Annotated in this window: 18 protein-coding genes; 15 read left to right on the top strand and 3 right to left on the bottom strand. The window is 74.1% G+C overall.

The features are described from left to right. On the bottom strand, window positions 1-1,210 hold a 1,210-nt coding region (locus AB0C03_RS28165), incomplete at its 3' end, for a hypothetical protein (RefSeq protein WP_357639958.1). Here AB0C03_RS28165 and AB0C03_RS28160 point away from each other — a divergent pair. After that, window positions 1,103-2,086, top strand: a complete 984-nt coding sequence (locus AB0C03_RS28160; protein ID WP_357639955.1) for a tetratricopeptide repeat protein — start codon at window positions 1,103-1,105, stop codon at window positions 2,084-2,086. The two genes, AB0C03_RS28165 and AB0C03_RS28160, sit on opposite strands and share 108 nt — an antisense overlap. After that, the gene (locus tag AB0C03_RS28155; protein WP_030334916.1) at window positions 2,083-3,114 is read left to right on the top strand and encodes an HAD-IIA family hydrolase; all 1,032 of its coding nucleotides are present in this window, start codon (window positions 2,083-2,085) and stop codon (window positions 3,112-3,114) included. Before AB0C03_RS28160 ends, AB0C03_RS28155 begins: the two co-directional genes overlap by 4 nt. Before the next feature lie 10 nt (window positions 3,115-3,124). On the opposite strand, the gene AB0C03_RS28150 is transcribed toward AB0C03_RS28155, so the two are convergent. Then, a complete protein-coding gene (locus AB0C03_RS28150) occupies window positions 3,125-3,463 on the bottom strand; it encodes an SCP2 sterol-binding domain-containing protein (RefSeq protein ID WP_030334914.1) in 339 nt (112 codons plus the stop codon). Window positions 3,464-3,574: 111 nt separating this feature from the next. On the opposite strand from AB0C03_RS28150, the gene AB0C03_RS28145 reads away from it, so the two are divergent. The 5 genes from AB0C03_RS28145 to AB0C03_RS28125 all read left to right on the top strand — a co-directional run bounded on the left by AB0C03_RS28145 (window position 3,575) and on the right by AB0C03_RS28125 (window position 10,184). Further along, on the top strand, window positions 3,575-4,153 hold the full coding sequence (locus AB0C03_RS28145) for a phasin family protein (protein ID WP_210864686.1): 579 nt from the start codon (window positions 3,575-3,577) through the stop codon (window positions 4,151-4,153). Further along, a complete protein-coding gene (locus AB0C03_RS28140; RefSeq protein ID WP_357639950.1) occupies window positions 4,150-4,428 on the top strand; it encodes a hypothetical protein in 279 nt (92 codons plus the stop codon). Before AB0C03_RS28145 ends, AB0C03_RS28140 begins: the two co-directional genes overlap by 4 nt. A gap of 38 nt (window positions 4,429-4,466) precedes the next feature. Further along, on the top strand, window positions 4,467-5,327 hold the full coding sequence (locus tag AB0C03_RS28135; protein ID WP_357639947.1) for a TlyA family RNA methyltransferase: 861 nt from the start codon (window positions 4,467-4,469) through the stop codon (window positions 5,325-5,327). A gap of 91 nt (window positions 5,328-5,418) precedes the next feature. Then, window positions 5,419-6,303 carry an NAD kinase gene (locus AB0C03_RS28130; protein ID WP_030334907.1) on the top strand — a complete coding sequence of 295 codons (885 nt, stop codon included), beginning with the start codon at window positions 5,419-5,421 and terminating at the stop codon, window positions 6,301-6,303. 158 nt (window positions 6,304-6,461) lie between these two features. After that, on the top strand, window positions 6,462-10,184 hold the full coding sequence (locus AB0C03_RS28125) for a S8 family serine peptidase (RefSeq protein WP_357639943.1): 3,723 nt from the start codon (window positions 6,462-6,464) through the stop codon (window positions 10,182-10,184). An 82-nt stretch (window positions 10,185-10,266) separates the two neighbouring features. Here the strand turns inward: AB0C03_RS28125 and AB0C03_RS28120 are convergent, their stop codons facing one another. Then, window positions 10,267-11,286 carry a helix-turn-helix domain-containing protein gene (locus AB0C03_RS28120; protein WP_030334903.1) on the bottom strand — a complete coding sequence of 340 codons (1,020 nt, stop codon included), beginning with the start codon at window positions 11,284-11,286 and terminating at the stop codon, window positions 10,267-10,269. Window positions 11,287-11,375: 89 nt separating this feature from the next. Between AB0C03_RS28120 and recN the strand changes: the two genes are divergently transcribed. The 8 genes from recN (at window position 11,376) to pyrG (ending at window position 23,516) form a co-directional block, all read left to right on the top strand. Next, on the top strand, window positions 11,376-13,133 hold the full coding sequence (gene recN / locus AB0C03_RS28115; RefSeq protein WP_030334901.1) for a DNA repair protein RecN: 1,758 nt from the start codon (window positions 11,376-11,378) through the stop codon (window positions 13,131-13,133). A 119-nt stretch (window positions 13,134-13,252) separates the two neighbouring features. Next, window positions 13,253-14,431: a putative cytokinetic ring protein SteA gene (gene steA, locus AB0C03_RS28110; RefSeq protein WP_030334899.1), complete on the top strand. Its 1,179-nt coding sequence runs from the start codon at window positions 13,253-13,255 to the stop codon at window positions 14,429-14,431. Window positions 14,432-14,458: 27 nt separating this feature from the next. Beyond that, window positions 14,459-15,400: a copper transporter gene (locus AB0C03_RS28105; RefSeq protein ID WP_030334897.1), complete on the top strand. Its 942-nt coding sequence runs from the start codon at window positions 14,459-14,461 to the stop codon at window positions 15,398-15,400. A gap of 67 nt (window positions 15,401-15,467) precedes the next feature. After that, window positions 15,468-16,334: a hypothetical protein gene (locus AB0C03_RS28100; protein WP_030334895.1), complete on the top strand. Its 867-nt coding sequence runs from the start codon at window positions 15,468-15,470 to the stop codon at window positions 16,332-16,334. A gap of 1 nt (window position 16,335) precedes the next feature. Further along, window positions 16,336-18,021, top strand: a complete 1,686-nt coding sequence (murJ, locus tag AB0C03_RS28095; protein ID WP_210864682.1) for a murein biosynthesis integral membrane protein MurJ — start codon at window positions 16,336-16,338, stop codon at window positions 18,019-18,021. Beyond that, the gene (locus AB0C03_RS28090; protein ID WP_210864681.1) at window positions 18,018-19,187 is read left to right on the top strand and encodes a glycosyltransferase family 4 protein; all 1,170 of its coding nucleotides are present in this window, start codon (window positions 18,018-18,020) and stop codon (window positions 19,185-19,187) included. The genes murJ and AB0C03_RS28090 overlap by 4 nt, the downstream gene beginning before the upstream one ends. Further along, window positions 19,187-21,601 carry a hypothetical protein gene (locus AB0C03_RS28085; RefSeq protein WP_357639938.1) on the top strand — a complete coding sequence of 805 codons (2,415 nt, stop codon included), beginning with the start codon at window positions 19,187-19,189 and terminating at the stop codon, window positions 21,599-21,601. The genes AB0C03_RS28090 and AB0C03_RS28085 overlap by 1 nt, the downstream gene beginning before the upstream one ends. A gap of 163 nt (window positions 21,602-21,764) precedes the next feature. After that, on the top strand, window positions 21,765-23,516 hold the full coding sequence (gene pyrG, locus AB0C03_RS28080; protein WP_030334886.1) for a CTP synthase: 1,752 nt from the start codon (window positions 21,765-21,767) through the stop codon (window positions 23,514-23,516). Window positions 23,517-23,527: the final 11 nt, after the last annotated feature.

Genomic DNA, 23,527 nt, shown 5'->3' with positions numbered 1-23,527 from the left:
CGGTGACCGCGATGGTGGTTTCCGTGGTGGTGACCGTCGTGAGGGCGGGTACCAGGGTGGTGACCGCACTCGCTCCGGCCCGCCGCGTGAGGGTGGTTTCCGTGGCGGCGACCGTGACGGTGGTTTCCGTGGTGGTGACCGCCGTGAGGGCGGTTTCCGTGGTGGTGACCGCGATGGTGGTTTCCGTGGTGGTGACCGTCGTGAGGGCGGGTACCAGGGTGGTGACCGCACTCGCTCCGGCCCGCCGCGTGAGGGTGGCTTCCGCGGCGGCGACCGTGACGGTGGCTTCCGTGGCGGTGACCGCCGCGAAGGCGGCTTCCGTGGCGGCGACCGGGACAGCTCGCGTTCCAGCGCCCCGCGTGAAGGCGGCTTCCGCGGTGGCGACCGCGACGGCGGGTTCCGTGGCGGTGACCGCCGCGAGGGCGGTTTCCGTCGTGGCGGCGACCGGGACAGCTCGCGTTCCAGCGCCCCGCGTGAAGGCGGGTACCAGGGTGGCGACCGCACTCGCTCCGGCCCGCCGCGCGAGGGTGGCTTCCGTGGCGGCGACCGCCGTGAAGGTGGTTTCCGTGGCGGCGACCGGGACAGCTCGCGTTCCAGCGCGCCGCGTGAAGGCGGTTTCCGTGGTGGTGACCGCGACGGCGGGTTCCGTGGCGGCGATCGCCGTGAGGGCGGGTACCAGGGTGGCGACCGCACTCGCTCCGGCCCGCCGCGCGAGGGTGGCTTCCGTGGTGGTGACCGCGACGGCGGGTTCCGTGGCGGTGACCGCCGTGAAGGCGGTTTCCGTGGCGGCGACCGGGACAGCTCGCGTTCCGGCGACCGCCGTGAGGGCGGGTTCCGGGGCGGTGACCGTGAGGGCGGCTACCGGGGCGGAGAGCGCACCGGCGGTTCCCGGGCCGACGAGCGGCCACGTCGCGAGGGGGAGTTCCGTCGGGACGACCGCGCGGGTGGCTCCGAGTCGTTCGAGGGCGGGCGCAGTTCGGCCCCGGCGTTGCCGGACGACATCGTCGCGACCGACCTCGACAAGGACGTCCGCGCCGAGTTGCTCTCGCTGAACAAGCCGGTCGCCGAGACGGTGGCCCGGCACCTGGTCGCGACCGGGCAGTTGATCGACGAGGATCCCGCCGAGGCGTTGGCGCACGCACTGGCCGCCCGGCGGTTGGCGTCGCGCATCTCCGCCGTCCGTGAGGCGGTCGGTCTGGCCGCGTACCACGCGGGGGAGTGGCAGTCGGCGATCGCCGAACTGCGCACGTACCACCGGATGAGCGGGTTGCAGAGTCACCTGGCCGTGCTCGCGGACTGCGAGCGGGCTCTCGGCCGGCCGGAGCGGGCCATCGACCTGTTCCGGGGCGCGGACCGGGAGAAGCTGGACCAGGCCGTGGCGATCGAACTGTTGATCGTCGCCGCTGGGGCACGGGGCGACCTCGGGCAGAAGGACGCCGCGGTCGCGATGCTCCAGGTCCCGGACCTCACCAGCGAGGCCACCGTGCCGTGGACGGCCCGGCTGCGGTACGCGTACGCCGACGCGCTGCTCGCGGTGGGTCGGCGCGACGAGGCCCGCGAGTGGTTCTCCCGCGCCGCTGACGTGGACACCGAGGGCGAGACCGACGCCGCCGAGCGGCTGCTCGAACTCGACGGTGTGGTCATCGAGGGTGACGACGAGGACGAGGCCGCCGAGGAGATCGCCGCGGGCCCGGGGGCTCCCGGCGCGGTGCCGGCCCGACCCGACGCCGACCTGACCGGTGACGACGAAGACGACGACGACGACCAGGACGACGACGACGACCAGGACGACGACGAAGACGACGACGACCAGGACGACGACGAAGACGACGACGACGAGGACGACGCGGACTTCGACGACGACGAGGACGACGCCGCTGTCAGCCGTCCCGGCGACGACGAGGACTTCGACGACGAGGACGAGGACCGTCACCCGAGCGGAAGCGGCAACGCCGACGCGGGCACCGCTGGCGACAGCGGTGTGACGTCCGGCGACGCGGACGGGGACACAGCGGACGGGGACACGGCGAACGCCGCCGGGACCGTGCCGGCCGAGGGCGACGAGTCAGGGTCGACGCGGCGGTGAGCGCGGGCGTGGGGGAACGGCTGGTCGACGGGTACACCCTGGTCGTCTTCGATCTGGATGGCGTGATCTACCTGATCGACCGGCCGATCCCCGGCGCCGTCGAGGCGGTGGCCCGGCTGCACGCCGAGGGACGGGCGGTGGCGTACGCGACCAACAACGCGTCCCGCCGCTCCAGCGAGGTCGCGGACCTGCTGACCGGAATGGGTGTGGCGGCCCGGCCGGAGGAGGTCCTCACCTCCGCCGCGGCCTCGGCCGAGTTGCTGCGTGACCGGCTGCCCGCCGGCGCGTCGGTGCTGGTGGTCGGCGCGGAGGCGCTGCGCGCGGAACTGCGCGCGGTCGGTCTGACCCCGGTCACCCAGGCCGACGAGAAGCCGGCGGCGGTGGTGCAGGGGTACGGCCCGCAGGTCGGCTGGGCCGAGTTGGCCGAAGCGTCGATCGCGGTGCGGGCGGGTGCCATCTGGATCGCCACCAACACCGATCGGACCCTGCCCAGTGGGCGGGGTCCGTTGCCGGGCAACGGTTCGCTGGTCGCCGTGCTGCGGACGGCGCTGGAGCGGGACCCCGACGTGGTGGTCGGCAAGCCGGAGCCGGCGCTGTTCGAGACCGCCGCTCGCCGCAGTGGCGGTGGGCGGAGCCTGGTGGTGGGTGACCGGCTGGACACCGACATCGAGGGCGCCTGTCGGGCGGGTTTGGACAGCCTGCTCGTGCTCACCGGCGTGCACGGCGTACCGGATCTGCTGGCCGCCGAGCCGCAGCGGCGTCCCACGTACGTCGCGAGGGACCTGGCGGGGCTGTTCGACCCGGCTGCCGCCGTGCGGGTCCCGGGCCCGGCGGACGCCGGCGGCTGGTCAGTGACCGACCGGGACGGCACGCTGGAGCTGGCGGGGACCGGTCGACAGCTGGACGCCCTGGCGGCGCTCTGCGCGGTGGCCTGGTCGGCGCCGGTGCCGGCGCTGCCGAAGATCCGTCCGGTGGGCCCGGACGCGGCCCAGGCGATGGAGAGCTTCGGTCTGACCGCTGCCGAGTGACGGCAACAGTTCAGAGCAGCTTGCGCAGCTTCAGCAGGTCGAACGGGTTGGCTTTGATCGACACCCGGCGGGAGGTCACCGCGTTGGTGACGTCCAGGTCGCCGCGGACCAGGGCGAGCAGGTCGTCGCTGGACGTGCTCAGCGCGATCTTGGCCTTGGGGTCGTCGCCGTCGGTCAGCTCGACCAGCCGGCCACCGGTGATCCGGCCGTGAAACGCGGTGTCCAGGTCGGTGATCCGGCAGGCCAGCGTCCGGTCCAGGTCGATCCGTTCGCGTACCGTCTCGGCGTTGCGGTCCAACCGGGCGGCCAGCTCCTGCAACGCCTGGCGGCACTCGTCCACGCTGGCCACATCTCCCCCTCGCTGATCGCCACGCCGTCCTCGGCACCGTACCGCACGGACCGGTCCGGGGTGCCCGGTAGCGTGACACCTGCACACCCCGCCCCGTGGAAGGACTCAGGCATGCAGGACGCGTGGCGCGCCTACCTCGAGCTGGCCATGGGCCTGACGGAGGCGCCCCGGAAGAAGGCCCAGGACGTGGCACGTCGCCTCGTCGGCTCCGGCGGCGCGACCGCCGCCCAACTCCAGGCCCTCGGCGAGGAACTGCTCACCACCAGCGCCGCCAACCGGGAGGCGTTGACCAAGCTGGTCCGCTTCGAGGTCGACCGGGCCCTCGGTGCGGTCGGTCTGGCCACCGCCGACGAGGTGGCCGAGCTGACCCGACGGGTGCACGACCTGGAGCGGCAACTGCGGGAGGCGCGGTCCGTCGACGCGTCGACCGTCGGCCCGGCGGCAGCACCCGACCCGACTGCCGCCGCGCGGCCCGGCACCGGCCTCGTGCCGTCCGACGCCCCGGCCGGTGCGCCGGTCTCCGCGCCGGTGGCGAAGAAGGCGGTGGCGAAGAAGGCGGTCGCCAAGAAGGCCATCGCGAAGAAGCCGCCGGCGACGGTCAGCCGGACCGCCGACGAGGACGTTCCGACGCCGGCGGCGATGCCCGCCAAGAAGGCGGTCCGCAAGCAGCGGCCGGACGACGCCGAATGACCCGGCCCGGCCCACCGCCCGGCGGGTCTTTCCCGGCCCGCCCCGGCCCGCCGGCGGGCAGCTCCTTCCCGGCCCGGCCCGGCCCACCGGCGGGCGCCCGCCCTGGGCCGCCGCCGGAGTTCGGGGACGACGACGACACGCGACACCCGGCGGTGGACGCCGCCGTGCAGTCCCTGGCGAACGCGGCGACGCTCGCCCCCGCCGACCAGATCGCCCAGTACGAGGCGGCCTACGAGACGCTGCGGGAAACCCTCGCCACCATCGACCAGACCTGAGCGGGACGACCAGGCCTGAGCAGACCGGAGAACCACCCATGGCACGTCGTAACCGGCTGGACGCCGAACTCGTCCGGCGCGGTCTGGCCCGCTCCCGTGAGCAGGCCGCCGCGTTGGTCGAGGCCGGCCGGGTCCAACTGCGGGGCGTGGTCGCCCGCAAGGCGGCCGCGATGGTCGACCCCGCCGATCCGCTCCTGGTGACCGGTGCGGACCCCGCCGAGGAGTACGTCTCCCGGGGCGGGCACAAGCTCGCCGGGGCGCTGGCCGCGTTCGCCCCCGGAGGGTTGCGGGTCGCCGGGCGGCGCTGCCTGGACGCGGGCGCGTCGACCGGCGGGTTCACCGACGTGCTGCTGCGCGCCGACGCGGCCGAGGTGGTGGCGGTGGACGTCGGGTACGGGCAGCTCGCCTGGCCGCTGCGCACGAACGAGCGGGTCCGCGTTCTGGAGCGCACCAACGTTCGTACCCTCGACGCGGACACCATCGGCGGTCAGGTCGATCTCACGGTGGCCGACCTGTCGTTCATCTCGCTGCGGTTGGTGCTGCCGGCGTTGGCCGGCTGCACCCGCGACGACGGTGACCTGGCGTTGATGGTCAAGCCGCAGTTCGAGGTCGGCAAGGAGCGGGTCGGCGCCGGCGGTGTGGTCCGCGATCCGGAGCTGCGCGCCGAAGCGGTGCTGGATGTGGCCGCGGCGGCCGCGCGGCTCGGCCTCGGCCTGGCGGATGTGGCGGCCAGCCCGCTGCCCGGGCCGAGCGGCAACGTGGAGTTCTTCGTATGGTTGCGCCGGGGCGCACCACCGGCCGACCCGCAGCGGGTGCGGGCCGTGGTGGCGGCCGGGCCGGACGGCCCGACGACGACCGGCGACGTGCCGGACGGTGCGGCGGAGGAGGTCGCAGGGTGAACGCGCGCAGCGAGGGCACCGCGACGACACGCGGTTGTGGCGGGGCGACGGTGTCGCGGTGCCGCCCGGTCCAGGATGGGCGGGCGACCCGATGAGCCGGACCGCGCTGCTGGTGACCCACACCGGTCGTCGGCGCAGCACCGAGCACGCCCGGTCGGTCGCCGCCGACCTGATCGACGCGGGTTTCGAGGTACGGGTGGTCGCCGATGAGGCCGAGGACCTCGACCTGCCCGGCGTGGTGCCGGTCGGCGGCCCGCAGGCCGCCGAGGGCGCCGAGATCGTCTTCGCGCTCGGTGGGGACGGCACCTTCCTGCGCGCCGCCGAGCTGGCCCGGCCGGCGAAGGCGCCGTTGCTCGGCATCAACCTCGGCAAGGTGGGCTTCCTGGCGGAGGCGGAGATCGACGACCTGGACACCGCCGTCCGGGACGTCGTCGGCCGCAACTACACCGTCGACGAGCGGCTGACCCTGGACGTCACCGCCGAGTTCGACGGCGGGCCGACCATCGAGTCGTGGGCGCTCAACGAGATCAGCATCGAGAAGGGCGAGCGTGCCCAGATGCTGGAGCTGCTCGTCGACGTGGACGGCCGGCCGCTGTCCCGCTACGGCTGCGACGGTGTCGTCTGCGCCACCCCAACCGGCTCCACCGCGTACGCGTTCTCCGGTGGCGGTCCGGTGGTCTGGCCGGAGGTGGAGGCGCTGCTGCTGGTGCCGATCAGCGCGCACGCGTTGTTCAGCCGCCCGTTGGTCACGGCCCCGACGTCCACCTTCGTGATCACCGTGGACCCGTTCACCACCCTCGCCGTGCTCTCCTGCGACGGCCGGCGGGTCTACGACCTGCCACCCGGCGCCCGGGTGACGGTGCGCCGCGGCGCCCTGCCGGTGCGCATCGTGCGGCTGCGCCCCCGCCCGTTCACCGACCGGCTGGTGGCCAAGTTCGACCTCCCCGTGCACGGGTGGCGCGGCAGCCGCCGGTGACCGCGGCACACACTGTCGGTGGATGTGCGGTGTCCACCTGACGACATGTCGCCGCTGCGGCGGCTGGCGACTAGTGACCTGGTGACGCGCGCCGTCGCAGACTCCGATCGGCCCTCATCTACGGATGGTGGGCCTGGAGGAGTAGAGGAGCGCATCGCATGCACTGGTCCCCCCGCTGGCTCGCCGTCGGCGCGGTCGGCGCGTTGGTGGTCGGCGTCGCCGCACCGGCGTCCGCCGACCCGCCCGCCCGGCCCACCGGCCCGACGTCGGGCACGCCCGCCCAGCACGCACCCGTCCGCATCACCCTGATCACCGGCGATCAGGTCGATCTGGTCCAGGCGGCACCCGGTCGGGTCGCCGCCACCGTCCACCCCGGCCCGGGGCGCAACCGGATCACCTTCCAGACCGTCGAGGCCGACGGCGGGTTGCGGGTGCTGCCCAGCGACGTCGTGCCGTACCTCTCCGCCGGGGTGCTCGACCCCGACCTGTTCGACGTCCAGGAGTTGGCGGCCGACGGGTACGGCGACGCCGCGCAGGCCACGTTGCCGCTGATCGTGCGCTACCAGGAGCCGGCCGCCGGACGGGTCAGGCCGCTGGCCGGCGCCATCGGCGCGCGTCCCCTGGGGAGCATCAACGGCGCCGCGATGCGGGTCGGCAAGGGCGAGCTCGGCGGTCTGTGGACGTCGCTGCGCGGCGCGCCCGGGCAGCGGGTCACCGCCGGCTCACCCGCCCGGCTCGGCGCGGGTGTCGCCCGGATCTGGCTGGACGGGAAGGTCCGCCCGACGCTGGAGCACAGCGTTCCGCAGATCGGCGCCCCGGCCGCCTGGGCCGCCGGCCGCGACGGTGCCGGCGTGACGGTGGCGGTGCTCGACACCGGCGTTGACGCCACCCACCCCGACCTGGCCGGTCGGATCGCCGAGGCGCAGGACTTCTCCGACAGTGGCAGCGCCCGCGACGGGCACGGTCACGGCACCCACGTGGCCGCCACCATCGCCGGCAGCGGGGCGGCGTCCGACGGGCGACGCAAGGGCGTCGCCCCGGGCGCGCGGTTGCTGGTCGGCAAGGTGCTCGACGACGCGGGCTCCGGCTACAGCTCGTCCATCATCGCGGGCATGGAGTGGGCCGCCCACTCCGGCGCGAAGGTGGTCAGCATGAGCCTCGGCGGCGACCCGACCGACGGCACCGACCCGATGAGCCAGGCGGTGAACGACCTGACCGCCGAGACCGGCGCGCTCTTCGTGGTCGCCGCCGGCAACTCGGGTGCCGCGCGTACCGTCGGCGCGCCCGGCGCGGCCTCGGCGGCGCTCACCGTCGGCGCGGTGGACCGCGCCGACAACCTGGCGGAGTTCTCCAGCCGGGGCCCGCGCCTCGGCGACAACGGCCTCAAGCCCGAGATCACCGCGCCGGGTGTCGGCATCATCGCCGCCCGGGCCGCCGGAACCGCCATGGGTACGCCGGTGGACGACGCCTACACGACCGCGTCGGGCACCTCGATGGCCACCCCGCACGTGGCCGGAGCGGCGGCGATCCTCGCCCAGGAACACCCCGACTGGTCCGCCGTGAAGCTCAAGGACGCGCTGGTCAGCACCACGAAGGCGAACCCGGCGTTGACCGTCTTCGAGCAGGGCGCCGGCCGGGTCGACGTGGCCCGCGCGCTCGGCCAGCGGGTGTACTCCTCCGCCACCGCCGACTTCGGTCGGCTCAGCACCGGTGGCGCGACGGTCGAGCGGACTGTGACGTACACCAACGGCGGCACCATCCCGCAGACCCTGCGGTTGGCCCTGGAGCTGCGCAACCTGGACACCCGCGCGGCCGAGACCGACGGGGTGGCGGTCGGCGGCACCGAGGTGACGGTGCCGGCCGGCGGCAGCGTCGCCGTGCCGCTGCGGGCGGACCCGGCGAAGCTGGACCGCGGGGTGCACGGCGGGTGGCTGGTGGCCACCGGCGCGGACGGCGTCGCGGTGCGTACCGCCGTCGCGCTGACCCTCAGCGGCCCGCTGCACACCGTCACCGTGAAGGCGCTGGACATGAAGGGTCAGCCGGGCCTCGCGTCGGTGCTCACCCTCTTCGGTGAGCAGCCCGAATCCGACTGGCTCGGCTGGGTCGGCGGCGAGGTGCAACTCCAGGTCGAGGAGGGCCCCTACCTGGTCGAGGCGTTGATCGAGCACGGTGCCCCACTGGACGAGCAGATCACCCTGGTCACCGACCCGGAGCTGCTGGTCGACCGGGACCTCACCGTCGTGCTCGACCCGCGCAAGGGCACCCCGGTACGGATCGAGACGCCGAAGCCCACCGAGCAGCGGTCGACGATCAGCTTCTACGAGCACCGGGTCTTCGGCAACGGCCGGCAGGTCGACCACGGGGTGATGACCTACAGCACCATCCAGCAGGTCAACGTCACGCCGACCCGCCCGGTCCGTCAGGGCGAGTTCGAGTTCGCGTCCCGCTGGCAACTGGTCGCTCCGATGGTGGACGCGAAGATCAGCGGGGTGTCCGGTCCGCTGGACATCAACCTGCTGGGCTACTCGCCGGCGCCGGCCGACCGACGCAAGCTGCCGCTGGTCTGGGCCGGCACCGGCACCCCCGCCGAGCTGACCCGGGTACGCGGCGCCGCGGCGCTGCTCACCAGCAGCCCGGACGCCTCGGAGGAGGAGCAGATCGCGGCGGCGGCCGCCGCCGGCGCTGCCGTGGTGCTGATCGTCCGGCCGGCGGACTTCAGCGCGTGGACGGTGTGGCAGCCGCTCGGGGAACGGCTGCCGGTCCCGTCGATGGTGGTGGCCAACGACGACGGGCAGCGGCTGATCGCGGCGGCCAGGAAGGGCCGGGCGACGCTGGACCTGACGTTGACGGTGGACAGCCCGTACCTGTACGACGTGTGGCAGGTGTCGAAGGGGCGCGTGCCGGAGCGGATCACGCACACGGTCACCGGGAAGAACACGGCCGAGGTGACCGCCAGCTACGGCGACGTCGGCGGTACGCCGTGGGCCAGCGAGCAGCGGTTCGGCTGGCGTCCGTGGCAGGAGACCTCCTGGAACGACGACCAGCGCCCGGTGCGTACCGGCACCACCCGCCAGGAGTTCGTCAGCGCCGGGGACAACTGGTGGCAGCACCAGGTCCTGCACAAGGTCACCTGGTCCTGGGGGCGGCTGCTCGGCGGGCTCACCCAGCAGCCCCGGCAGTACGCCGCCGACGACCGGGTCGCCGAGACCTGGCACGCTCCGGTGATCCGACCGGCCGTGCCGGCCGGCGGCGGTGTCCCGGTACCGACCCGTACCGGGGACACCTTGAACCTGCGGGTGGCCGAGTTCGTCGACGCCGACGGGAACTTCAGGGAGGCCGGCGGCAGCGACGAGTCGGACACTGTCGCGATCCGGGTCAGCCGCGACGGGCAGCAGATCGCCGACCTCTCCGGCGGGTGGGCGCCGGTGCCCACCACCGCGAAGTCGGCCCGCTACCGACTGGACCTGACGACGCAGCGGTCCTCGGACGAGTGGCGCTACGGCACGCGGACCGACACCGCCTGGGAGTTCACCTCGGCCCGACCGGCGGGCGACGCCGCCACGCCGTTGTCGCTGCTGCAGGTGGACTACCGGGTGCCGGCCGACCTGTCCGGCACGGTCCGCGGCAACCGCTCACACCAGGTGGGGCTGACCCTGCGGCAGCCGGCCGGGGTGCCGGCGCCGAGCGGCACCAGCGTCCGGGTGCAGGTCTCCTTCGACGGGGGCGTCACCTGGCGCAACGCGCCGACGAAGGGGTCGGGCACCCGGTACACCGCGACAGTGCCGGCGGGGCGCGGAACGGTGTCGCTACGGGTGCACGCCGCCGACCGGGCCGGGAACACCGTCGACCAGACCGTGCTCCAGGCGTACGGGCTGCGCTGACGCGGCGTGGGCGGGGCGGCCTGGCCGTCCCGCCCGGTCGGCGAGGGTCCGCCGTCGGGGTCGACGGCGGGCCCTCGCGGCGTCAGAGCCAGCCGCGGCGGGCGACCTGGAACGCCAACCCGGGCCGGGTGTCCACGCCGGCGGCGGCCATCAGGTCGGCGATGCGCCGTTGCACGGTCCGTCGGCTCACCCCGAGCTGGGAGGCGATGGACTTGTCCGGTACGCCCGCCACGAACAGCGACAGCAGCCGCGCCTCGTCGGCGTCGGGCTGGTAACCGTCGCCCGGATGGCACTCGGGCTCCGGCCGTCGACCCTCGGGGGCCGCGACGGCGAGCGGGTCGTCGAGCCGCAGCCGGGTGGCCACCCGCCAGTGACTCTCGAAGAGGGCGAGCAGGGCGTCGAGCAGTTGACTGCGCCCGATCACGGCGGCGCTCGGTTCGCCGCCGGCACGGTCGGGCACCAGCGGGCAGATGGCGGTGCGGGCGTCCACGATGGCCAGTCGGACCGGCAGCCGGTCCAGGACGCGGGCCTGCTCGCCGGCGGCGACGCCCTTGGCCAGGTCGGCCAACGCGCCCGGCTCCAGCAGCAGGTCACGCTCGTAGATGGCCCGGTAGCTCACTCCACGGGCCAGCGCGTCGAACTCCTCGACGTTCTCCGGGCCGGCCATGGCCAGGGGATTGGCCCGGCAGAACCAGAGCACCTCGGTACGCGCCGAGTTCTGCAGGTCACGCAGGCGGTCCCGGAGGACCCGGCCACCGGTGATCACCTCCACGAGGTGGTCGACGTGGTGTCGGCGCAGCCCGGAGCGGTACTCCTCGGCCAGTTGGGTGACCAGCCGGCGGGCCGCCTCCAGGTCCTCCTGGCGGCGCAGCAGCGTCCCGCCGAGGGCGACGTCCGGGGCGGTCGGGCGCAGCGGGGCGTCCGGGTCGTTGTCGGTGGGCTGCACGAGGCCCTTGCCGCGCAGCGCCTCGACCTGGGCGACGACCTGCTCACGGGGGCGGTGCAGGCGATGGACCAACTCGTCGATGCGGGCCGTGGTGAGCTGGAGCAGGCAGCGGTAGAGCTCCTCCTCAGCCGGGGTCAGGCCGATCACGTCCAACACGGGGCAGAACTGTACGTCGGCCGGGTGCGGGCCGTGCCCGGGCCCGTCGGCTGGTCAAGTGTCGGGCCTCGCGTCTACTGTCGGTGGCTGTGCTGGAAGAGCTGCGCATCACCGGGCTGGGCGTCATCGAGGACACCACGCTGCCGTTGACCGGCGGCATGAACGTCATCACCGGCGAGACCGGTGCGGGCAAGACGATGGTGGTGACCGGCCTCGGCCTGCTCTTCGGCGGCCGGGCCGACGCCGGGCGGGTCCGCGCCCAACCAGGCCGGGCGGTGGTGGAGGGGCGGTTGCGGCTGCACGGGCGGGTCGCCGACGCCGTGCACGCGCGGATCACCGAGGCCGGTGGCGAGCCCGACGAGGACGGCACGGTGCTGCTGAGTCGCACGGTCACGGTGGAGGGGCGCTCGCGCGCCCACGTCGGCGGCCGGAGCATGCCGGTGTCGATGCTCGGTGAGGTCGGCGAGCAGGCGGTGGCCGTGCACGGTCAGTCCGACCAGTTGCGGCTGCTGCGCCCGGCCGAGCAGCGGGCCGCACTGGACCGGTTCGCCGGCCCCGCGCACGAGAAGCTGCTCGACGCGCTGCGGGAGGCGTACACGGGGTGGCGTCGGGTGGTCGACGACCTGGCCGACCGGCGGCGCAACGCCCGTGAGCGCAACCAGGAGGCCGACCTGCTGCGGCTGGGCCTCGACGAGATCACCCGGGTCGATCCGCAGCCCGGCGAGGACGACGAGCTGAAGACCGAGGCGCAGCGGCTGGAGCACGCCGAGGGCCTGCGGACGGCCGCGCAGATCGCCCAGCAGTGCGTGGCCGGTGGCGCGGAGGCCACCGACGAGACCCCGGACGCGGCGGCACTGCTGGGCACCGCCCGGCGGACCCTGGAGGCGCAGTCCGGCACCGATCCGGCGCTCGGTGAGCTGGCGGCCCGCCTGGAGGAGGCGGCCACCCTGGTCACCGACGTGTCCGCGGAGCTGTCGACGTACCTGGCGACGCTGGACGCGGACCCGGCCCGGTTGCAGCACGTCTACGAGCGGCGGGCGGCGCTGCGCGCGTTGACCCGTAAGTACGCCGACGACGTGGACGGGGTGATCGCCTGGGCTGACCGGGCGCGCACCCGACTGTCCGACCTGGACATGTCCGACGACGTGTTGGACGAGTTGGAGCGGGAGGGTCAGCGGCTCGCCGTCGAGGTGGCCGACCTCGCCGGCCGGGTGTCCGCCTCCCGGCAGGAGGCGGCGATCCGCTTCGCCGACCAGGTCACCGTCGAGCTTGCCGGGCTGGCCATGCCGCACGCGCGGATCGAGGTGGCGGTGCTGCCCCGTCCGGCCGGTCGCGCGGAGCCGACGTTGGCGGTCAACGGCGTCGAGGTGGGTGTCACACCGGACGGCGGTGACGAGGTGGAGCTGCGGTTGCTGGCCCATCCGGGCGCGCCGTCGCTGCCGTTGCAACGCGGCGCCTCCGGCGGTGAGCTGTCCCGGGTGATGCTCGCCATCGAGGTCGTGTTCGCCGGCTCGGGCGGCCCGCCCACACTGGTCTTCGACGAGGTCGACGCGGGGGTCGGCGGTCAGGCGGCGGTGGAGATCGGCCGCCGGTTGGCGCGGCTGGCCCGCAGCCACCAGGTGCTGGTGGTCACGCACCTGCCGCAGGTGGCCGCGTTCGCCGATCGGCACCTGGTGGTGGCGAAGGACACCGGCGGCGCGGTGACGACGAGCGGGGTGCGGGTGGTGGAGGACACCGAGCGGGCCCGGGAGTTGGCGCGCATGTTGGCGGGTTTGCCCGATTCGGATCTGGGTATCGCCCACGCCGAGGAGTTGCTGGCGGTGGCCGCCAAGGAAAGGCGGTTGTGACGCCGCGTATTGTGAGCGCAAGCACACCGGCTTGTGCCGGTGTGTGCTTCCCTGGGTAGGCGGCCCTGCTCAGGCATGTCGCGACAGAAAAGCCTGCCTCACATGCCAGGATGGTCACGATGCGTCTACCCACGTTGCGCCGGAACCGGAACTCCGAACCGGGCAGAGTCCTCGGCACCGCGCGCCTTGATCGCCGGACGAAACGCCTGGTCGGTCGGCTGCGACCCGGTGACATCGCGGTCATCGACCACGTCGACCTGGACCGGGTGGCGGCCGATTCGCTGGTCGCCGTCGGGGTCGCGGCGGTGCTCAACGCCAAGCCGTCGGTCTCCGGCCGTTACCCGAACCTCGGCCCGGAGGTGCTGGTCGCCGCCGGCATTCCACTCCTCGACGACCTGGGTGAGGGCGTCTTCGAGCGGATCCGCGAGGGCGACCAGGTGCGCATCGAGGGCAACACGGTCTTCGCCGGTGACGAACCGGTGGCCCACGGCAGCCTGCAGGACGCCGAGACGGTCGCCAAGGCGATGGCTGACGCCCGGGAGGGTCTGTCGGTGCAGTTGGAGGCGTTCGCCGCCAACACGATGGACTACCTGCGCCAGGAGCGCGACCTGCTGCTCGACGGTGTCGGGGTGCCCGACATCGAGACCCAGATCCAGGGTCGCCACTGCCTGATCGTGGTGCGCGGCTACGACTACAAGGCCGACCTGGACGTGCTGCGCCCGTACATCCGGGAGTTCAAGCCGGTGCTGATCGGCGTCGACGGTGGCGCGGACGCGCTCGTCGAGGCCGGCTACACCCCCGACATGATCATCGGCGACATGGATTCGGTCACCGACGACGTGCTGCGCTGCGGCGCCGAGGTGATCGTGCACGCGTACCCGGACGGGCGGGCGCCCGGCCTGCCCCGGGTCAACGGCCTCGGTGTGCCGGCGATCACCTTCCCGGCCGCGGCGACCAGCGAGGACCTGGCCATGCTGCTCGCCGACGAGAAGGGCGCCTCGCTGCTCGTAGCGGTCGGCACCCACGCGACACTTGTCGAGTTCCTGGACAAGGGTCGAGGCGGGATGGCCTCGACGTTCCTGACCCGGCTGAAGGTCGGCGGCAAGCTGGTCGACGCCAAGGGGGTGAGCCGGCTCTACCGGCAGAGCATCTCCGGCTCGTCGCTGCTGCTGCTGGTGCTGTCGGCGATCGCGGCGATGGCGTCCGCGGTGGCCGTGTCGACAGTCGGGAAGGCGTACCTGGGCGTGGTCGCCGAGTGGTGGGACAATTTCGTGTTCCAGCTGTACCGGCTCTTCTAGTTCCCGACCGATCAAGAGGCTGCAAGCGTGATCAACTTCCGCTACCACGTGGTGTCCCTCACCGCGGTCTTCCTGGCTCTGGCGATCGGCCTGGTGGTCGGCACGGCCGCCCTCAACGGCCCGGTCGCCGACTCGCTCGAGGGGCAGGTCACCGGGCTGCGCAAGGACAACCAACACTGGCGCCAGACGGTCAGCAACATGGAGAAGCAACTCGCCCTGGAGGAGGAGTTCGCCGAGGAGATCTCCCAGGTCGTCCTGCCCGGCACCCTCACCGGGCGGCGGGTGGTGGTGCTCAGCCTGCCCAACGGCCGTGACCACACCGAGGGCGTGCTCAAGAAGCTCCAGCAGGCCGGGGCCACCATCACCGGTCAGGTCGACCTGCAGGACAAGTTCATCAACCCGGACAACAACTCCAACCTGCTGGAGTTGGCGGTCACCGCGGCCCGACCGACCGCGCAGACCACCGGCCTGCCGGGCAACGGGCACGGCGTGGAGACCTCCAGCGCGCTGCTGGCCAGCGTCCTGCTGGACCGGGCCCAGGGCGTCGCGCCGGTCAGTGACGCCGACCGGCGGGCGGTGCTCGCCGCGTACAACAACGCCGGTTACCTGACCACCGACAGCAACAAGGTCACCGCCTCGGCGGAGGCCGTCGTCGTGGTCAGCGGCCAGCCGTACGTCGACAAGGACTCCGACAAGCGGGACGAGTCGGTCGTCAAGATCGCCGAGCAGTTCGACCGCACCGGGTCGATAGTGGTGGCCGGCAACGGTTCCGTCGGGGGCAACCTGGTCGGCGTGGTGCGCGGCGACCCGGTGCTCACCCAGACCATCTCCACGGTCGACAACGCCAACACGGTGCAGGGGCAGGTGGTGACCACCCTCGCCCTGGTGGAGCAACTCACCGAGAAGAAGGCTGGACAGTACGGCGTCGGCGACAACGCCCCGTCGCTGCTGCCTAGACTGCCCCAGTGAGCGAACGACGTACCCCCGTGTCCGGATCCGACCAGGCGGCGCGTGACCGAGCGAGCGAGGTGGCGGCGTGAGCGCGCTGGGTCGGCTGTTGATCGCCGCCGCAGGTGCCGCGGCGGCCCGCTACGCGCTGCGTGAGGCGCGTACCTCACCGGCCGGGCCCGCGTTGGAGCGCACCAACTTCCGCGGCCGCACGGTCAGCCTGGCCGCCGGCCCGGCGCTCGCCGCCGGCGCTGCCGCCGCCGGCGCGTTCGGTGCCACCGGCGGTGCCGCCGGTGGTGCCGCACTGGTCGCCGGGCTCGGTGCGGGCGGCGTCGGGCTCTACGACGACGTGGTCGGCGCGCGCCCGGAGCAGAAGGCCGCCAAGGGTTTCGCCGGGCACCTCGCCGCGCTGCGTGAGGGACGCATCACCGCCGGTCTGGTCAAGGTCGTCGGGGTGGGCGCCGCCGGGCTGGGCGCCGCCGCGCTGCTCGCCGCCGACCCCCGGGTCGCCGCGCACCCGCGCCGGCAGCGGCACCGGGCGTTCGGCCGGGGGGTCGACGTGCTGCTCGGGGCCGGCGTGATCGCCGGCACGGCCAACCTGCTGAACCTGCTCGACCTACGACCGGGTCGGGCGATCAAGTCCGGGCTGCTGCTCGCCGCGCCGCTCACCGGCGGCCCGCAGGGTGGGATCGCCGCCGGTGCGGCCGGCGCCGCCGCCGGCCTGCTCCGCGACGACCTGGCCGAGGACGTGATGCTCGGCGACAGCGGCGCCAACGCGCTCGGGGCGCTGCTCGGCGTCGCGCTCGCCGCCCGCACCGGTCCACTGGGCCGCGCCGGTCTGCTCGCCGTCCTGGCCGGGCTGACCGCCGCCAGTGAGAAGGTCAGCTTCACGGCGGTGATCCAGCGGACCCCGGGGCTCCGCGAACTCGACGCACTGGGCCGACGCGCCGACTGACGTGAACAGACCGGCACCCCTCGCCGGCGCCGGCCGGCTGGCCGGGGCAGCCGCGCTCATCGCCGTCCTCACCGTCGCCAGCCGACTCGCCGGCTTCGGCCGTACCGCCGTGTTCACCTGGGTGGTCGAGCAGAGCGACCTCGGCGGCATGTACGTCATCGCGAACACGGTGCCGAACATCGTCTTCGAGATCGTCGCGGGTGGGGCGTTGGCCAGCCTGGTCGTGCCGCTGCTGGCCGGGGCGGTCGCGGCGCAGGACCGGCGGGCGGTGGCGGCGACCACCGGCGCCCTGCTCACCTGGACGGTGAGCCTGCTGGTTCCCCTCGCCGTGCTCGTCGCCGTGTTCGCCGACCCGATCATCTCGCTCATCAGCGAGGGACGATCGGCGGCGGAACTCGCCGCCGGCGCCCGGATGTTGCGCGTGTTCGCCCCGCAGCTGCCGCTGTACGGGATCGGCATCGTGCTCACCGGCGTCCTGCAGGCGCACCGACGTTTCGCCTGGCCGGTCATCGCGCCGTTGCTGTCCAGCCTCACCGTGGTCGTCGTCTACGTGGCCTTCGGCGCCGCCCAGGGGCGGGGGGTGTCGGTCGCCCAGGTCGGCCGCAGTGGCGAACTGCTCCTGTCCGGCGGCACCACGCTGGGCGTGGTGGTGCTGTCGCTCTCGCTGCTGATCCCGCTGCGGGGGCTGCGGCTACGGCCCCGGTTCGGGTACGCCTTCACCGATGACGCCCGGGCGCGGATCGGCGGACTCGCCACGGCCGGCGCGGTGACGGTGGCCGCGCAGCAGGTGGCGCTGCTGGTGGTGCTGAACCGGGTCTCCGGCGGCCCCACCGGCTCCCCGCAGGTGTTCAACCTGGCCCAGGCGATCTACCTGTTGCCGTGGGCGGTGCTCGCCGTGCCGCTGGCGGTGGCGTCGTACCCCACCCTGGCCACCGCCAGCGCCGCCGGTGACGAGGACGGCTACCGGCGGACCCTGTCCAGCGCGGTGCGGGGCGTGCTGCTCTTCAGCTGCCTGGGCGCCGCGGCGTTGGTCGGTACCGCGCGGCCGGTCGCTGCCCTCTTCTACCCGGACAATCCGGCGTCCACGGCGGCGGCCATCATCGGATTCGCGCCGGGTCTGCTCGGCTACGGCGTGTTCGCGATCCTGTCCCGCGCGCTGTACGCGCGCGGCGACACCCGGCCGGCGACCGTGGCGATCACACTCGGCTGGCTGGTCGTTCCGGCGGTGGCGCTGCCGTTGACGGCACTGCTCCCCACCGCCGACCGGGTGCTCGCGGTGACGTCGGCGAACTCGGTGGGGATGCTGGTGCTCGGTGCCCTGCTGCTCCTGGCGGTGCTGCGCGGCGCCGGCCGTCGCGCCCTCGCCGGCGCGGGGCGGGCCGGGGCGGCCGGTGGCCTCGGCGGTGTGCTCGCCGGGCTCGCCGGGTGGGGCCTCACCGGTTGGCTCGCCCCGTCGGACGGCGGCACCCCGACGATCGCGGCGGCGTTCGGTCAGGGCATGCTGTCCGGGGTTCTGGTTGGGGTTGTGTTCCTCGCCGTGGTCTGGTTCGTCGACCGGCGGGACGTACAGCCACTGCTCGCCGGGGTGCTGCGGCGTCTGGGCCGGCGGGGGCCGTCCGGCGGTGCGCCGACACCGGGCGCGGACGCCGCGGAGCGGGGCGACGGGAAGGAGACGGCGACGCGATGACTGAGCCAGCTCTGCCTACCGGCTGGTCGGGCACCGTCGCGTTGGTGCTCGCGTCGAGCACCGGTGGCGTCGGCCAGCACGTCCGCTCGGTGGCCGGTGGCCTCGTCGCGGGCGGCACCAGCGTGCTGGTCTGCGGGCCCGCGGCGACTCAGGAGCAGTTCGACTTCACCGGTGTCGGTGCGCGTTTCGCGCCGGTGGAGATCCCGGCCAGTCCGACTCCGGCCGACGCCCGGGCGGTGCTCGCCCTGCGTAGGGTGCTCGCCGCCGCCAGCGTCGACGTGGTGCACGCGCACGGCCTGCGGGCCGGGTTGGTCGCCGTGCTGGCCCGCCCCACCGCCCCGCTGGTCGTCACCTGGCACAACGCGGTGCTCGCCGGGGGACTGCGCGGCGGGGTGTCCCGGCTCGTCGAACGGGTGGTGGCCCGGGGCGTGCGGGTGGCGCTCGGCGCTTCCATGGACCTGGTGCGACGGGCCGCCGAGGTGGGCGCCGCGGACGCCCGGCTCGCCCCGGTCGCGGCGCCGACGTTGCCCGCGCCGCGTCGACGCCCGGCGGCGGTACGCGCCGAGTTCGGGGTCCGCCCGGACCAGCCGCTGATCGTCTCGGTCGGTCGACTGCACCCGCAGAAACGCTACGACGTGCTGATCGACGCGGCGGCCCGCTGGCGTACCCGTACCCCGCCGCCGGTCGTGGTGATCGCGGGCAGCGGGCCGGCCTACCTGCCGCTCGCGGCACGGACCTCCGCCGCCCGCGCGCCGGTGACCCTGCTGGGGCACCGTACCGACGTGGCCGACCTGCTCGCCGGCGCGGACCTGGCGGTGGTGACCAGCGACTGGGAGGCGCGGCAGCTCTTCGCCCAGGAGGCGCTGCGCGCCGGTGTTCCGCTGGTGGCCACGGCGGTCGGTGGGCTGCCGGATCTGGTCGGTGACGCCGCCACGCTGGTCCCCGCCGGTGACGTGGACGCTGTCGACGCGGCTGTACGCGCGTTGCTGGACGACCCGGCGGCGCGGGCGGAGTTGAGCCGGCGCGGCGTCGAACGGGCGGCGACGTGGCCGACCGAGGCGGACACCGTCGCCACGCTCGTCGCCCTCTACGCCGAGCTGGCCGGGAGTCCGGGTGGCCCGACGGCCGCCCCGGGCTCCGACGCCCCGAGAACGGGACACCGGTGATGCTGCGCCGAATCGCCCCCGCCCTGTTGACAGTGCTCGTGGTGGCGTTGGGCGTCACCGCGCTCGCCGCCCGCCCACCCCAGGGCACCCCGCAACGCACCGCCGACTTCGTGGTGCTCGCCGGGATCGCCGGGCTGCGCTGGGAGGACGTGGATCCGCAGCGCACCCCGACGTTGTGGCGGATGGCCCAGGACGGGTCGATCGGCTCCCTGTCGGTGCGCTCCGCCCACCGGCCCACCTGTCCGGTGGACGGCTGGCTGACGGTGGGCGCGGGCAGCTTCGCCGCGTGGAACGGCAGCCGGGCGGCCGGTGGTTGCCCGGCGGCGGCGGTGACGGTGGAACAACCGGACGGCATCGGCGCGAACCTGCCCGACCAGGAGAGCGTGGTCCAGTACAACCAGCAGCGGTTGCCCTGGGGGGCGCTGCCCGGCTCGTTGTCGGAGTCGGTGCGGTGTTCCGTCGCGGTGGGCCCGGGCGCGGCAGTGGCCGCCGCCCGACCGTTCGGCCGCGTCGACCGGTACGCGTCGGCGCTGCCGGCCGATCCGCGGCCGCTGCTCGGCTCCTGTGTGCTGAGCATCGTCGACCTCGGCACGGTCGGGGGAGCCGACCCGGCGACCCGCGCCGCTGAGGCCCGTGCGGCGGACGCCGAGCTGGCCCGGGTGCTGGCGGCGCGACCCCCACGGTCGTTGGTGCTGGTCGCCGGGATCTCCGACACCACCCAGCCGTCGCGGCTGCACGTGGCGGTCGCCGACGGGCCGGGCTGGGAGCGGGGGTGGCTCACCTCGGCCAGCACCGGCCGCGACGGGTACCTGCAACTTGTCGACCTCGCGCCGACCGCCCTCGCCGCGTTGGGCCGGCCGATGCCGGAGCGGCTCTTCCTCGGCCGCCCGGCGATCAGCACCGGTGACCGTCCGACCGACCTGGCCGAGGCCATCGCCGCGCCGGCGAACGCCGACCGGGAGGCCGCCGCCCAGCGTGCGGTCTCCGGTGGGTTCTTCGCGCTGCTCGCCGGGGTGCAGGTGCTGCTGGCGCTCGCGATCCTGCCGCTGCTGCGCCGGGCCCGTCCGCATGCCGGCCCGGCCGGTCCGACGCCCGTCTCCGGACGGATCGTGGCGGTGGTCGAGCTGCTGCTGGTCGCCGCGGCGTTGACGGTGCCGGCGGCGCTGCTGGCCGACGCGGTGCCCTGGTGGCGCGGCGAGCACCCCGGGTGGATCTTCGCCGGGGTGACGGCGTTGCTGGTGGCCGCCGGCACCGCGGCGGTGCGGTTCGCCCCCGGGTACGCGAACACCCTCGGGCCGGTCGGCGCGGTGGCCGGCCTCACCACGCTCGTGGTCGGGCTGGACGTGCTCACCGGGGCTCGACTCCAGCTCAACGGCGTGGTCGGCTACTCGGCGTTGCAGGGTGGCCGCTACGCCGGGCTGAGCACCGTGGGGCTGGGGGTGTTCCTCGCCGGCGCGTTGGTCACCGGCGGCTGGCTCGCTCAACGGGTGCACCGGGGTTGGCGGCCGGCGGTGATGGTCGCGGTGGGTGGTCTCGCCGTGGTGGTGGTCGGCAGTCCGTACCTGGGTGCCGACCCGGTCGGCGCGATCGCGCTCACGGCCGGGGTGAGCGTCGCCGCCGTGATCAGCGCCGGCGGCTGGTTGACGATCAGCCGGTTGGCCTGGGCCACCATGGCCGCGCTGGCGGTCGGTATCGGGTTCGCCGTGGTGGACCTGCGGCGTCCGGCGGGGGAGCGGGGCAGCCTGGGCCGGTTCCTCTCCGCGCTCGGCGACGGCACCGGCGGGTTCGCCGTGCACCGGTCCAGCACGGAGAACTTCGAGACGTTGGTCAACAGCCCGCTGACGGTGCTGGCGCTGGCCGGCGGGTTGTTGGTGTGGTTCGCCCTGTTGCAGCCGTGGGGTGGGCTGATGCGGCTGTTCGGCATCTACCCGGCGGTCCGGGCGGCGCTGGCCGGCACTGTGGTCGCCGCGGTGCTCGGTGGGGTGCTCGACGGCGCGGCACTGGATGTGATGGGTGCTGCCGCCGCCCTGGTGGTGCCGATGGCGGCCCTGGCGTCGCTGCGGGTGCTCGGGCACGCCGCGGACCGGACCCGCCCGGCACCGGCCCGTTCCCGGGCCAACGGCGCCGAGGACGAGTCGGGGCCGGGTGGGGTGGGCCCGGTCGACGGGGGCGACGGCCCGACCGGCGGTGGCGGACCCCTGGGTGCCGCGCACCCCGCGCCGATCGGCGACCCGCCGACGGGCACGCCGGCGACCGTCACCCGAGCGGGCTCGGACGCTCCGGGGGAGCACGGTGGGGACGCCGACGACCCGGCCGGGCCGACCGCGAGCGGGTCGACGCCGGACGGCACGCCGCCGGTGCCCGTGCCGCCCCGGCAGGTCTCCCGCTCATCGACGGAGGTTGCCGCGTCCTGAGCGCCGGGCCTCGTCCGGATGCCCCGCAGGTGTCGCAGCCGGGGTGCGGCCTGCGGGTACCCGCCCGGGAGGTGTTACCGTCGAATCCCGTGGATCGCGTGATCACTTTGCTGATCAAGCACGGCGGTCTGCATGACCGCGACAGACGACACGGGAGCAGGCCTTGGCCCCATCAGCACGGACGACCAGGCACATTTTCGTCACCGGGGGCGTCGCCTCCTCGCTGGGTAAGGGCCTCACCGCCTCCAGCCTCGGCAACCTGCTGACCGCGCGCGGGCTGCGCGTGGTGATGCAGAAGCTCGACCCCTACCTGAACGTCGACCCGGGGACGATGAACCCGTTCCAGCACGGTGAGGTCTTCGTCACCGAGGACGGCGCCGAGACCGACCTCGACGTCGGGCACTACGAGCGCTTCCTCGACCGGGCGCTGTCCGGCAAGGCGAACGTCACCACCGGCCAGATCTACTCCGACGTGATCGCCAAGGAGCGCCGCGGCGAGTACCTGGGCGACACCGTCCAGGTCATCCCGCACATCACCAACGAGATCAAGTCCCGGATCGTGGGGATGGGTGACCCGGACGAGGACGGCCAGCTCCCCGATGTGGTGATCACCGAGGTCGGCGGCACCGTCGGCGACATCGAGTCGCTGCCGTTCCTGGAGGCGATCCGCCAGGTCCGCCACGACCTGGGCCGCGACAACTGCTTCTACCTGCACGTCTCGCTGGTGCCGTACCTGGCGCCGTCGGGCGAGCTGAAGACCAAGCCGACCCAGCACTCGGTGGCGCAGCTGCGCAACATCGGTATCCAACCGGACGCGATCGTGCTCCGCTGCGACCGGGAGATCCCGGTGAAGCTCAAGGAGAAGCTGTCGCTGTACTGCGACGTGGACGCCGAGGCGGTCGTCGCCGCCCCGGACGCACCGAGCATCTACGACATCCCGAAGGTGCTGCACCGGGAGGGGCTCGACGCGTACGTGGTGCGCCGGCTCGGCCTGTCCTTCCGGGACGTGGACTGGACCAGCTGGGACGACCTGCTGGAGCGGGTGCACCGCCCCCGGCACACGGTCACCGTCGCGGTGGTCGGCAAGTACGTCGACCTGCCCGACGCGTACCTGTCGGTGAGTGAGGCGATCCGGGCGGCCGGGTTCGGTAACCGGTCGAGGGTGCAGATCAAGTGGGTGCCCAGCGACGAGTGCGTCACCCCGGCCGGCGCGGCGGCGGCCCTGGCCGGCGTGGACGGCATCCTCATCCCGGGCGGCTTCGGCGTCCGCGGCATCGAGGGCAAGATCGGCACCGCCCGGTACGCCCGGGAGGCAGGCATCCCGCTGCTCGGCCTCTGCCTCGGTCTGCAGTGCATGACCATCGAGGTGGCCCGGCACCTGGCCGGTCTGGACGGCGCCAACTCGGTGGAGTTCGACGAGCAGGCGACCCACCCGGTCATCGCCACGATGGCCGACCAGGAGGACATCGTCGCCGGCCGGGGTGACCTGGGCGGCACCATGCGGCTGGGCGCGTACCCGGCGACGCTGACCGAGGGTTCGATCGTCGCCGAGGCGTACGGCAGCACCGAGATCAGCGAGCGGCACCGGCACCGGTACGAGGTGAACAACGCCTACCGGGACGCGCTGACCAAGGCGGGCCTGCACATCTCCGGCACCTCCCCGGACGGCCGGCTGGTCGAGTTCATCGAGCTGGACCGCGGCCTGCACCCGTTCTTCGTGGCCACCCAGGCGCACCCCGAGTTGAAGAGCCGCCCGACCCGCCCGCACCCGCTGTTCGCCTCGTTCGTCAAGGCCGCTGTGGCGTACTCGCAGGCCGACCAGCTGCCGGTGGACCTGGACGCGGCGGCGGAGGCTCCGACGACGCGCAAGGCCGCCCGCAACGGCGCCGCGACGAAGGCGGCGTCCCCGTCATGAGCGGGCGCAGC

The organism is Micromonospora parva (assembly GCF_040649675.1).
GTDB classification, from domain to species: domain Bacteria; phylum Actinomycetota; class Actinomycetes; order Mycobacteriales; family Micromonosporaceae; genus Micromonospora; species Micromonospora parva.
This window is presented reverse-complemented; position numbering and strand designations above follow the sequence as displayed.